At 74.3% G+C, this 11972-nt stretch carries 6 protein-coding genes and 1 tRNA gene; 5 read left to right on the top strand and 2 right to left on the bottom strand.

All coding sequences use genetic code 11. From position 1 onward, the window contains the following. Window positions 1–104: 104 nt before the first annotated feature. Both LX83_RS14880 and LX83_RS14875 read left to right on the top strand, forming a co-directional pair. The gene (locus tag LX83_RS14880; RefSeq protein WP_253771603.1) at window positions 105–629 is read left to right on the top strand and encodes a DUF6328 family protein; all 525 of its coding nucleotides are present in this window, start codon (window positions 105–107) and stop codon (window positions 627–629) included. A gap of 42 nt (window positions 630–671) precedes the next feature. Then, window positions 672–747 (top strand) — tRNA-Lys (locus tag LX83_RS14875). A 362-nt stretch (window positions 748–1109) separates the two neighbouring features. Here LX83_RS14875 and LX83_RS14870 read toward each other — a convergent pair. Further along, on the bottom strand, window positions 1110–1382 hold the full coding sequence (locus tag LX83_RS14870) for a DUF6228 family protein (RefSeq protein ID WP_253771601.1): 273 nt from the start codon (window positions 1380–1382) through the stop codon (window positions 1110–1112). Between the two features lie 134 nt (window positions 1383–1516). Between LX83_RS14870 and LX83_RS14865 the strand changes: the two genes are divergently transcribed. The 3 genes from LX83_RS14865 (at window position 1517) to LX83_RS14855 (ending at window position 10074) form a co-directional block, all read left to right on the top strand. Next, the gene (locus LX83_RS14865) at window positions 1517–1786 is read left to right on the top strand and encodes a ribbon-helix-helix protein, CopG family (protein ID WP_253771599.1); all 270 of its coding nucleotides are present in this window, start codon (window positions 1517–1519) and stop codon (window positions 1784–1786) included. Continuing rightward, window positions 1786–2196, top strand: coding sequence for a type II toxin-antitoxin system VapC family toxin (locus LX83_RS14860; RefSeq protein WP_253771597.1), 411 nt, complete (start codon window positions 1786–1788; stop codon window positions 2194–2196). Before LX83_RS14865 ends, LX83_RS14860 begins: the two co-directional genes overlap by 1 nt. A 558-nt stretch (window positions 2197–2754) precedes the next feature. Further along, complete coding sequence (locus LX83_RS14855; protein ID WP_253771595.1) at window positions 2755–10074, top strand: type I polyketide synthase; 7320 nt, start codon at window positions 2755–2757, stop codon at window positions 10072–10074. Here LX83_RS14855 and LX83_RS14850 read toward each other — a convergent pair. Continuing rightward, window positions 10071–11858, bottom strand: a complete 1788-nt coding sequence (locus tag LX83_RS14850; RefSeq protein ID WP_253771593.1) for a histidine kinase — start codon at window positions 11856–11858, stop codon at window positions 10071–10073. The two genes, LX83_RS14855 and LX83_RS14850, sit on opposite strands and share 4 nt — an antisense overlap. Window positions 11859–11972 lie beyond the last annotated feature (114 nt).

Here is an 11972-nt window from a genome sequence, read left to right as displayed (position 1 = left end):
CGGTTCCGCGTCGAACCCCTCCGATCCGGGTATTCCGGTATCCCACGGCGGTGGTCAGCACCACCGAGGGGCATGTCGTGGCTCGCGTGACGAGGAGGGGCGAGATGAGCCGGCCAGAAGAGTCCGAGCAACAGCGATTAGCGCGCAACGTCAGCGAGCTGCTCCAGGAGCTGCGGGTGGCCCAGGCCGGTGTGCAGATCCTGTTCGGCTTCCTGCTGTCGGTGGCCTTCACCGACCGGTTCCTCCGGGCCACCGCGTTCGAGCGGATCGTGCACCTGTCCACCGTGGTGCTGGCGGCGGCGGCCACCGCCCTGCTCACCTCCCCGGCCGCCTGGCACCGACTGCTGTTCCGCCTCGGCCGGCGCGACGAGATCGTGGACCGGTCCAACCGGTTCGCCCTGCTCGGGCTCGGCTGCCTGGCGCTGGCCATGACCGGGGCGGTGCTGCTGCTCGTCGACGTGGTGGTCGGCTTCGGCCCCGCCCTGGTCGTCGGCGCGCTGACCGGGCTGCTGTTCGGTTTCCTGTGGTTCCTGCTGCCGCTGCGCGCCCGCATGCGTGCCACCGCCGAGGCCGACCAGCCACACCAGGCAACCGACCAACCCCGAAAAGTGCATAGACGCTCCGCATAACCCGGTCCACCCACCGGCACCGATCCGCTACCCTACGAGCGGGGGTCGCTAGCTCAACTGGCAGAGCAGCGGACTTTTAATCCGCGGGTTCAGGGTTCGATCCCCTGGCGACCCACCAAAGTCAACATGCCGGTTGGTCGGTGAAGACGATCACTTGAAGATCGTGTTGGGCGCTGGTTGGGATGGCCCGCTGTCGCATCCGGCGTCCAACCCGTCGGCGCGGTGGCGCTGACCAAGCCGCTCCGGTCGGGACCAGAGGCGTTCGAGGAACTGTCTTCCAGAAGAGCAGCTGCTTCGTTGCTCAGCCTGCCTGTTCGGGGTGCAGAAAAGAACCCATCGCGTGGGCGAGGTTGCGCACGTCCTCTCCCGGGGCATGCTCGGTGGTCAACTGGAAGTGCCACGCGTCATCCGGCATCCGGTCGTGGAGTCCCCCAGGTCAGATGGACGCGGCGCCCTGAGTGCTCCGCTGGGAGTGTCAGGTCACCTTCCAGCGACCGCCAGGTCCGGCTTCCTCCAGCCGCGGAAGTCCGCTGCGAGTGAGGCCAGGAAGGTGTCGAGGCCGTCACCGTGCCAGGTTCTGACGGACACCTCGATGTTGAGCCACTCGCTGCTGGCCGTCAGGACGAAATCGCGTACGGGGTCATCGTCCAGTTCGGCGAACGGGCACGACAGATCATGGAAAAGCAGCTCGATCTGACCGGACTCCCTACCGCCTACGCGGACTGCGGAGCGTTCCTCGCTCTGCCCTGTCACACGCGACAGGTCACGTTCCTGCGAGACGAGAACGTCAAGTGATGGGCGGCGAACCGGTACCGCAACGGCGTCAACACTTCCTCGTTCTCGGCCAACTGGTACCGAACTCGGTACCTGATCGGTACCATCGGTCTGTGGCCATGAACTTGCGGCTGGGCGCTGAGGCAGAGGCCGCGTTGCGCGCTGAAGCGCAGCGCACCGGGCGTTCGCAGCAGGACATCCTGCGCGAGGCGATCGGGAAGTACCTCGGGCTGATCCCCGGTCAGGCTGGTGATGTCGATCCGCTGATCGCCCGGGGCAAGGTCGCGTCACCACGTGTCCCGTTCCGGGATGTGCGGCCACGGCTGCGCCTGCGGTCCGGCGAGAGCAGTCTCGACCTGCTCGATCGCGACGACCGCATCTGATGCGCGTCTACCTGGACAGCAGCGCGCTGCTCAAGCGGGTCATCGACGAGCCGGAGTCCGAGAAGCTGCGGGTGGTGCTTCGGGGCCACGTCGACGAGCGCGCTGTTCTGCTGTCATCCCAGTTGGCGTGGATCGAGGTGAGCTGGGCCATCCGAGCCCGGTTCGGCTCGGGTTACGCGACCGCGGCGGACTTCGTCGACGACGCGATGTCCGGCGTGGCCGAGTACCCGGTCGGCGACGAGGTCGTCAGCCTCAGCCAACGGCTCAACCCGAACCGGTTGCGTTCGCTCGATGCCATTCACGTCGCGTCCGCGATGCTGCTCGATGTCGACCTGCTGATCACCTACGACGACCGCATGGCGGATGCCGCGCAGCAGAACGGCCTGCGGTGCACCATGCCTGGTCGTTGATCCGACCAGTCGAGGCGAGGCCTGTTGGCGGAAAGCGGTGAGCACCCGCCGCACCACCACCGTCACCATCGCCGCCGGAGTGGCCGATCCCGGGTGGTGAGTGGGTGGGGATTGGTGGGCATTCGGTCGCGGATTCGCGGTGTCGGCGCGATTCCGCGGTGACGTCAGGATTCCGCGACGCGTGCTGGCGGGGCGTGTCGCGTTGAGTGGTGGCACACCGTCTGACCTGCGGGAACGTGGAGTTGGGAAGGGAAAGGTGAATTCTCACTCCATTGGGTGAAGCTCGGGGGAACGTCGCTCAATTGTGTGAGGACTCGTTTTACTCCGGCGCTGGTGGTCTGGGACTGTCGTTGTCGCCTGTTTCCCTGAGGATCAATGGAGCTGTGTGCCCGTGAATGTGGCCGTCACCGGCGCCACCGGCTTTTCCGGCCCGCCCCGCGCCCGCGTGGTCGGCATCCGTGCGGCCCGCATTCGCGCGGCCCGCTGCCCGGGCGGTCGGAACGGGCTCGACTACCTGTTGGCCGGGGCCGCGGCGCCCGGTCGCCCGAGGAGCTGTGCGTGAAGGATGTCATCGCCATCGTCGGCACGGCGTGCCGACTGCCCGGCGGTATCGCGAACCTGGCGGACCTGCACTCGGCGCTGTCGGCCGGGCGGGACCTGGTCACCGAGGCGCCCCCGGACCGGTTCGACAAGACCGCGTTCCTCGACCTCAACCCGAGACGGCCGGGCAAGACCTACACCTTCGCCGGCGGCTTCCTCGACGACGTCGCCGGGTTCGACGCCGGCTACTTCGGCATCTCGCCGCGCGAGGCCAGCCGGATGGACCCGCAGCAGCGGCTGCTGCTGGAGCTGGCCGTGGAGGGCATGGACGACGCCGCGATCGACCCGGCCGGGTTGGCCGGCTCGGACACCGGCGTGTACGTGGGCGTGGCCACCGCCAGCTACGGCCAACTCCAGCAGTCCAAAGTGGACACTGTGGACGCCTACACGGTGTCCGGCAACACCACGTCGAACACGGCCAACCGGATCTCCCGGCTGTTCGACCTGCGCGGCCCCAGCATGGCGGTGAACACCGCGTGCTCGTCCGCGCTGGTCGCCTGCCACCAGGCGTGCGAGGCGCTGCGCTCCGGCGAGATCGACCTCGCCCTGGTCGGCGGCGTCCACCTGCTGCTCAACCCCAAGGACTTCGTGGCACTGGCCAAGGCGTCGGTGCTGTCGCCGACCGGCCGCTGCCGCGCGTTCTCCGCCGAGGCCGACGGGTACGCCCGCGCCGAGGGCGGCGCCGTGGTGGTGCTCAAGCGCCTGGCCGACGCGCTGGCCAGCGGCGACCGCGTGCACGCTGTGGTGCTGGGCACCGGCATCAACAGCGACGGCCGCACCCCCGGACCGGCCCTGCCCAGCGTGCAGGCCCAGGAGTCGCTGCTGCGCTCGGTGTACGAGCGGTTCGACGTGGACCCGGACGAACTGGTCTACCTGGAGGCGCACGGCACCGGCAGCCGGGTCGGCGACGCCATCGAGTGCGAGGCCATCGGCCGGGCCATCGGCAAGCAGCGCACCGTGGCCGCGGCACTGCCGATCGGCTCGGTCAAGACCAACCTCGGCCACCTGGAGGCCGCGTCCGGGCTGGTCGGCCTGCTCAAGGCGGTCCTGGTGGCGCGCGAGCGGGAGATCCCGGCGTCCCTGCACGCCACCCCGCTCAACCCGGAGATCGACTTCGCCGGCACCGGGCTGGTGCCGGCGCTGCGCCCGCAGCGGGTGGAGCCCGGCCGCCGCGCCGTGGTGGGCGTGAACTCGTTCGGCTTCAGCGGCGCCAACGCCCACGTGATCCTGGCCGAGCCGCCCCCAAGGCCCGCGCCCGAGCCGTCGCCACCCCGGCTGCGGCCCCTCCCGCTGATGGTGTCCGCCCGCTCCGAGTCCGCGCTGGGCGAGCTGACCGAGCGGTTCCGCCGCCGCCTCGGCCACACCCCGCCGGAGCAGTTCGCCGACTTCTGCTACACCGCCAGCCAGCGGCGCGGCCAACACCCGCACCGGGCCGTGGTGCTGGCCGGCAGCCCGGCCGAGGCCGCCGACCGGCTGGCCGCCCTGGGCGCCGGGCAGCCCGTGCCGGGCGCGGCCGTGGACACCGCGCGGCTGGGCAGCCGGGTGGCGTTCGTGTTCACCGGCAGCGGCGCCCAGTGGGCCGGTATGGGCGCCGACCTGTTCGCCGCGGACCCGGCGTTCCGCGCCACCGTCGAGGCCGTCGACCTGTTCGTGCGGCGCCGGCTGGGCTGGTGGGTGGCCGAGGAACTGCGCGCCGCGCCCGCCGCGTCCCGGCTGGCCCTGGCCGAGGTGGGCCAGCCCACCCTGTTCGCGGTGCAGCTGGCCCTGGTGAACTGCCTGGCCGCGTGGGGCATCCGACCGGACGCGGTGGTGGGCCACGGCATCGGCGAGGTGGCGGCCGCGCACGTGGCCGGCGCACTGGACCTGGACAGTGCCGTGCGGGTGGTCGCCGAGTGCGGTCGGGCCCAGGCCGACACGGCCGGGCGGGGCCGGATGGCCGCGGTGGGCCTGTCCGTGGCCGAGGCCGAGGAGGTGCTGGCCCGCTACCCGGGCCGGTTGGAGATCGCCGCGGTCAACAGCGACCAGGACGTGACCCTGGTCGGCCACGACGCGGCCCTGGCCGAACTGGGCGAGCGGCTGACCGCGCGGGGCGTGTTCTTCCGCCGGCTGGACCTGAACTACCCGCTGCACGGCCGCGCCATGGCCCCGGTCGAGCGGCCGCTGCGCGCCGCGCTGGCCGGGCTCACCCCGGGTCGGCCGGCCATCCCGATGGCCTCCGCGGTGACCGGTGAGATGGTCACCGGCGCCAGCCTGGACGCCGACTACTGGTGGCGCAACACCCGCCAGCCCGTGCTGTTCGACCGGGCGGTGCGGGCGCTGGCCGCGCGCGGCTTCGACATCTTCGTGGAGATCGGCCCGCACCCGATCCTGGCCAGCTACCTGCGCCGCACCCGCACGGCCAGCGGCGGCCCGGTCGCGGTCGTGCCCACGCTGCGGCGCGGCACCGGCGGGCCGGCGGCCATGCTGACCTCGGTCGCGGCCCTGCTGGCCGCGGGCGCCGCCATGGACTGGGAACGCCACTTCCCGCAGCCCGGCCGGGTGGTGGACCTGCCGGCCTACCCGTGGCAGCGGGAGCGGCACTGGAACGGCGAACCCGACTGGTGGGGCACGGCCGGCGACCACCCGCTGCTCGGCGAGCGGCTGGAGGCGCTGGACCCGCTGTGGCGGACCCCGCTGGAACCGGCCAGGGTGCCGTGGCTGGCCGACCACCGCATCGCCGGCAGCGTGGTGGTCCCGGCGGCGGCGTGCGTGGAGATGGCGCTGGCCGCGGGCTGGCGCGCGCTGGACGCCCCGGTCGAGGTGACCGACCTGGACATGCCCGCCACCGTGGTGGTGCGCTGCGACGACGACGCGCTGGACGTGCGGTTGCAGACCTCGGTCTGCGACGAGGACGGCGTGGTGCGCATCGCCAGCCGCACCGGCACCTCCCCGGACTGGCAGGTGTGCGCGCGCGGCCGGGTGCGTCGGCTGCTGGCCAGGCCGCCGGCCGCGCTGGACGTGGCCGCGCACCGCGCCCGGCTGCCGCACCCGCTGTCCGGTGAGCAGCACTACCAGCACGCGGCCCGCGTCGGCCTGGCCTACGGCCCGGCCTTCCAGGTGCTGCGCGAGGTGTGGTGGGGCCGGGAGGAGGCGCTGGCCCGCTACGCGTGCACCGCCGACGCCGAGCGCTACCAGGCCCACCCGACCGTGGTGGACGGCGCGATCCAGGCGGTGCTGCCGGTGCTGACCGCGCTGGGCGGCAAACCAGGGCTGCCCGTGTTCGTCGAGCAGGTGCGGGCGTGGCGGCGGCCGGCCGCCGAGGGGTACGCGCACGCCCGGGTCCGCTCCGCCGACGAGCACCAGGCCGTCGTGGACGTGACCGTCACCGACGAGAACGGGGTCGTCGCGGTGGAACTGCGCGGGTGCCGGCTGCGGCGGTACGACCAGCAGGCCGGCGCCCACCCGGACAGCCCGGTCGAGCAGCACGTCACCGTGCTGCGCGCGGCGCCCCGCAACCGGGTGCCCGCCGCCGACGACGGCCCGGTCGCCCCGGACCTGGTGCGCACCTGCGCGGCCCGGCTCGGCCAACTCACCGCCGCCTGGCAGCGGGAGTCCCGGTACGCGGAGTTCCGCACCGGGCTGCGCGGCCTGGTCGCGCACCTGGTGGCCCAGGAGATCGACTGGGTGCTGCCGGACCGGGAGCCGTTCGGCGTCGGCGAACTCGTCGCGGTCGGCCTGCTGCCCGGCTACACCCGGCTGGTGGAGGCGCTGCTGCCGCTGGTGGTGGAGCACGGCCTGGCCAGCGCGGCCGGCCGGTCCCGGTGGCGGCTGGTCGGCGAGCCGGATCCGCAGCCCCGGTTCGCCGCGCTGCTGCGAGAGTTCCCCAACCACACCGCGGAACTCGTGCTCTACCAGCGCTGCTGCCGGCACCTGGCCGAGGTGTGCACCGGCCAGCGCGACCCGCTCACCGTGCTGTTCCCGGACACCGACGGCGGCCACCACCCGCTGGAGCACTTCGCTGAGGCGTGCGCGCCGCTGAGCCTGCACCACCGGCTGCTCGCCGAACTGGTGCGCACCCTGGTCACGGCCTGGCCGCCGGACCGGTCGCTGCGGGTGCTGGAGGTGGGCGCCGGCACCGGCGGCACCACCGCCGTGCTGCTGCCGCTGCTGCCCGCGGACAAGACCCAGTACGTGTGCACCGACGTGTCCGAGACGTTCCTGAGCTGGGCGGCCGAGCGGTTCGGCGACTACGACTTCGTCAGCTACGAGTGGTTCGACCTGGACGGCGACCCGGCCGAGCAGGGCTTCGCCAGCGACGAGTTCGACCTGATCATCGCCGGCAACGCGGTGCACGCCAGTCAGGACGTGCGGGCCTGCCTGACCCGGCTGCGCGGGCTGCTCGCCCCGGGCGGCCAGCTGCTCGCGGTGGAGTCGCACGACACCGCGCTGCTGGCCCCGGTGTTCGGGCTCACCGAGGACTTCTGGGAGTGCGCCGACACCGCGCTGCGGCCGCACTCGCCGCTGCTGGGCCCGGCCGCCTGGCTGGAGCTGCTGCGCGAGTGCGGGTTCACCGACGTCACCCGGCTCGGCGCGGACGAGGAACCCCACCGGGACCAGTTCTCGCTGCTGGTGGCCCGCAACCCGGCCGAACCCGCCGACCTGCCCGGGCTGCCCCCGGCCGAACCCGGCTGCTGCTGGATCGTGGCCGCCGAACCCGCCGGGGAAGCCGCCCTGGTCACCGAGGTGGCCAGCCTGCTCGCCGAGGCCGGCAGCGCCGAGACCCGGCGCATCTGGACCTCCGCCGAACCCGACGACTGGCTGGAGAAGATCCCGGCCGAGGCCAGCTCCGCCAACATCGTGCTGGTGCTGGGCCGCACCCGGCTGGACGGCCCGGCCGAGACCGTGCGGCTGGGCGCGCACCGGGCCATGGTGGTCAGCGCCATCGCCGCCGCCTGCCGCCGGTTGCGGCCGGGGGTGCGGGCCCGGCTGTGGCTGGTGACCCGGCCGTGCGGGGCGCTGCCGGAGACCACGTTCGGCCCGGAGCGGGCGCTGGCCCCGGAGGACGCCGCCACCTGGGGGGTGGCCCGTTCCCTGGCCAACGAACAGCCCGAACTGGGCGTGAAGCGGGTGTCGCTGCACCGCACCGGCAGCGTCACCCTGGACGCCTGGCGGATCACCTGGGAACTGCTCGACCCCGACGACGAGGACGAGCTGGTGCTCACCGGCAGCGGCCGGTTCGTGCCGCGGGTGGTGCCCCGCCAGCCCGACATCCTCGACCCGGCCGTGTTCCCCAACGCCGGCTCGCTCAACTACGCGCTGGCCGTCCGCGACCGGGGCCCCGCCTACCGGCTGGCCTGGCAGGAGACCCGGTCGGTGGCGCCCGGCCCGGACGAGGTGGCCATCGCGGTGCGGGCCGCCGGCCTGAACCAGCGGGACGTGCTGCACGCCGAAGCGCTGGACGAGGGCTACGCCGGCGCGACCAACCGGCCCGGCCTGGAGTGCGCCGGCGTGGTGACCGAGGTCGGCTCGGAGGTCACCGGGTTCGCCCCGGGCGACCGGGTGTTCGCGCTGGCCCCCGGCTCGCTGGCGGCCCGCGTGGTGGCCAAGGCCGGGCTGGTCGGCCACCTGCCCGAGCCGCTGACCTTCACCGACGGCGCCACCCTGCCGGTGGCGTTCGCCGTGGTGCACCACAGCCTGACCCGACTGGCCCGGCTCACCGCCGAGGACGTGCTGCTGGTGCACGGCGCGGCCGGCGGCATCGGGCTGGCCGCCGTGCAGTACGCCCAGCACCTCGGCGCCACGGTGATCGCCACGGCGGGCACCGAGGAGAAGCGGGAGCTGGTGCGGCTGCTGGGGGTGCCGCACGTGCTCAACTCGCGCAGCCTCAGCTTCGCCGAGGAGGTGCTGGAACTCACCGACGGCAAGGGCGTGGACGTGGTGCTCAACTCGCTGTCCGGCGAGGCCATCCCGCGCGGCCTGGAGCTGCTCCGTCCGCACGGCCGGTTCATCGAGCTGAGCGGCCACGACATGCACACCAACCAGCGGCTGCTGCTGCGCCCGCTGCGCAACAACGTGGCGCTGTTCGGCGTGGCCCTGGACCAGGCCATCGCCAGCGGCCAGGCCGACGAGCGCGGGCACGCCCAGTTCGCCGAGGTGGTGCGGCAGGTCCAGGCCGGCGCCTACCGGCCGCTGCCGCGCCGCACCCTGCCGGCCACCCAGGTCGAGGAGGCGTTCCAGCTGCTGCGGCAGGGCCGGCACCTCGGCAAGGTCGTGGTCACCCTGGGCGAGCCGACGCCGATCGTGCGGCGCGGTGAGCCGGTGGTGCTCGACCCGGCCGGCGCCTACCTGGTGGTGGGCGGTCTCGGCGGGCTGGGCGCGGCCACCGCCGGCTGGCTCGCCGACCGGGGCGCCCGCACCCTGGCCCTGGTCAGCCGGCGCGGCATGGCCAGCCCCGAGGCCGAGGTGACCGTGGCGGCACTGGCCGGCCAGGGCATGCGGGTCACCGCGCACGCCGCGGACGTGACCGACCCGGTGGCCATGCGCCGGGTCGTCGAGGCCATCGAGTCCGGGCAGGCCGGTGACGGCCCGCCGTGCCGGGTGCGCGGGGTGGTGCACGCGGGCATGGCGCTGGACGACGACCTGCTGTCCGAACTGGACGACGAGCGGTTCCGCACCGCGCTGGCCCCCAAGATGGGCGGCGGCCTGGTGCTGGACGAGCTGACCAGGGACCGCGACCTCGACCTGTTCGTGGTGTTCTCGTCGGCCACCGCGACCATCGGCCACGTGCGCCAGTCGGCCTACGTGGCCGGGAACCTGTTCCTGGAGGCGCTGGTCCGGGCCCGTCGGCAGGCCGGCCGGCCCGCGCTGGCGGTGGCGTGGAGCGCCATCGACGAGATCGGCCACCTGGCCAGGGAACGGGCCGTGCGGGAGGCGCTGGACCAGATCGGCCTGCCCGCGATGAACCCCAAGGAGGCACTGGCGGTGCTGGAGACGGGCCTGCGGCACAAGGCGGACGCGCTCACCGTGGGGCGGTGGCGGTGGGAGCAGCTGGCCACCTTCCTGCCCCGGCTGGGCACCGAGCCGCGCACCGCCCACCTGGTGCCGGAACCCGAGCCCGAGGCCGAAGCCGAGCCCGAGGGCGAGTCCTCGGCCGAGCCGGCACCGGACGCACCGGCCGCGGCCGAACCGGAGTCCGCGGCCGGTGCTGGCGCGGCGGCGGCGAGCGCCGGTGCCGGCGCCGGTGTGGCCACCCCCGGCGAGGCCGACCAGGAGCCGGCCGAGACGGCCCGCGAGGCCTAGCCCGAGTCGGTGGGACCACCGCGCGCGGGCTGCTGGAGCGGGGGCCCGTCGCCGGGCACCAGGTCCTTGGCCACCAGCACGTCCCCGGTGAAGCACAGCCGGTACACGTCCGAGGGCAGGTCGAACGGGTTGCCGCTGGTGCCGTAGTACTCGCAGGTCGCGTCGGCCGGCACGGGCGGCTCCAGCACCGGGGGCCGCTCGGTGCGCTGCTCGGCCGGCAGCAGCGGCGCGATCGCGGCGCGCTGCTGGCCGACGCTGATCCGGGCGTAGTCGTCGGGTGCCAGCCGGGAGGCCATCCGGTCGGCGACCAGGATGACGGTGGTGAGCCCGGCGATCGCGGCCAGCACGGCCGCGGGCGCGGCCACCAGCGCGATCAGGCTGCGCCGCACCCGCTGACGGGAGCGCGCCAGGTGCTGGCCCGACTCGGTTCCCCCGCCGGACCCGGCCCCGACGGCTCCGGTCCTGACCGACCCGGCCCCGTCGGACCCGCTGTCGGCGGCTCCGGTGTCGATGGCTCCGCTGTCGGCGGCTCCGGTGTCGGTGGCTTGCGCACCGGCGGGCGCGACCGGGTGGCTCGGGTGGTGCGGCAGCCAGGCGGCCACCGCGAACCCGGGGCCGCCCTGGCCGTCGGCGGTGGGGCCCGCCTGGAAGCTGCCACCCACCAGCCGGACCCGTTCCCGCAGGCCGATCAGGCCGCGCTGGCCGCCGGGCAGGCCGGGCAGCGGGCCGACGCGCGGCGGGGCCGGGTTGCTCACCCGCACCTCGGTGTGCTCGGCCGAGCGGGTCAGCAGCACGGTGACCGGCGCGCCGGGCGCGTGCTTGGTCGCGTTGGTCAGCGCCTCCTGCACCACCCGGTGGGCGGCGCGGTCCACCAGCAGCGGCACCGCGTCGGCGGCGGCCGGACCGGCCCCTGAATCAGGCGCTGGATCGGCGTGGTGCTCGCGCAGGTCGACGACCATGCCCGAGGCCCGGGCCCTGGCCACCAGCTCGGCGATGCTCTCCCCGCCCGGCTGCCGGGGCGCGTTCTCGGCCCCGGCGGCGTCGGGTTCGCGCAGCACACCGATGATCTCGCGCAGCCGCTCGGTCGCCCTGGTCGCGCTGACCCGCAGCTCCCCGGCAGCGGCCCGGCAGCACTCGGCGTGCTCGGGCGCCACCTCCAGCGCGCCGGCGCGCAGCGCGATCAGGCTCAGCTCGTGGCCCAGCGAGTCGTGCATGTCCTGGGCGATCCGGGCGCGCTCCCGCAGGCGCGCCTGGGCGGCGATGCTCTGCTGGGCCCGCTCCAGCAGCTCGGCCTGCTCCCACCCAGCGTGCACCAGGTCCTGGCGCTGGCGGCGGTAGCGGCCGGCCAGCCACGGCACCACGCCGGCGAACAACAGCAGCAGCGCCCCGTCCAGCCACGCCCAGGCGCTGCCGGCCAGCACCGGTGCCAGCGCGCTGGCGGCCACACCGAGCGCGGCCAGGGTCACCAGTGCGGCGCGACTGCCGGGCAGCCGCCGGCCGGTCAGGTAGCCGGCCAGCACCAGAACCGGGGCGCAGCTGACGTCCACGACCGCCAGCACCGTGCCGGCGGCCAGGCCCGGCAGCGGCCAACCCCGGGCCAGCAGCACCACCCCGGCGGCGGCCGTGAGTTCGCCCGCCAGCAGCCACCCCGGTGCCGGCTCGTGGCGGACCAGCACCGCGACCGCGGTGACCAGCCAGACCGCCAGGTCGACCAGCGCGGCGCGCCAGCCCGACCAGATCCTGGTCAGCCCTGCCCTGACCAGCCCAGACCCTGTTCGTCCCACTGGCCGACGCTATCCCGGGCCGGCCGGTGGGCGCCTCTGCCGAAAGACAGGGAGGCCGTGGCGGTGATCGGCGGGTGGTCATGCAATTGCACATCGCAACAACACCAGGAAGTT

Source organism: Goodfellowiella coeruleoviolacea, from assembly GCF_024171785.1.
Lineage (GTDB): Bacteria > Actinomycetota > Actinomycetes > Mycobacteriales > Pseudonocardiaceae > Goodfellowiella > Goodfellowiella coeruleoviolacea.
This window is presented reverse-complemented; position numbering and strand designations above follow the sequence as displayed.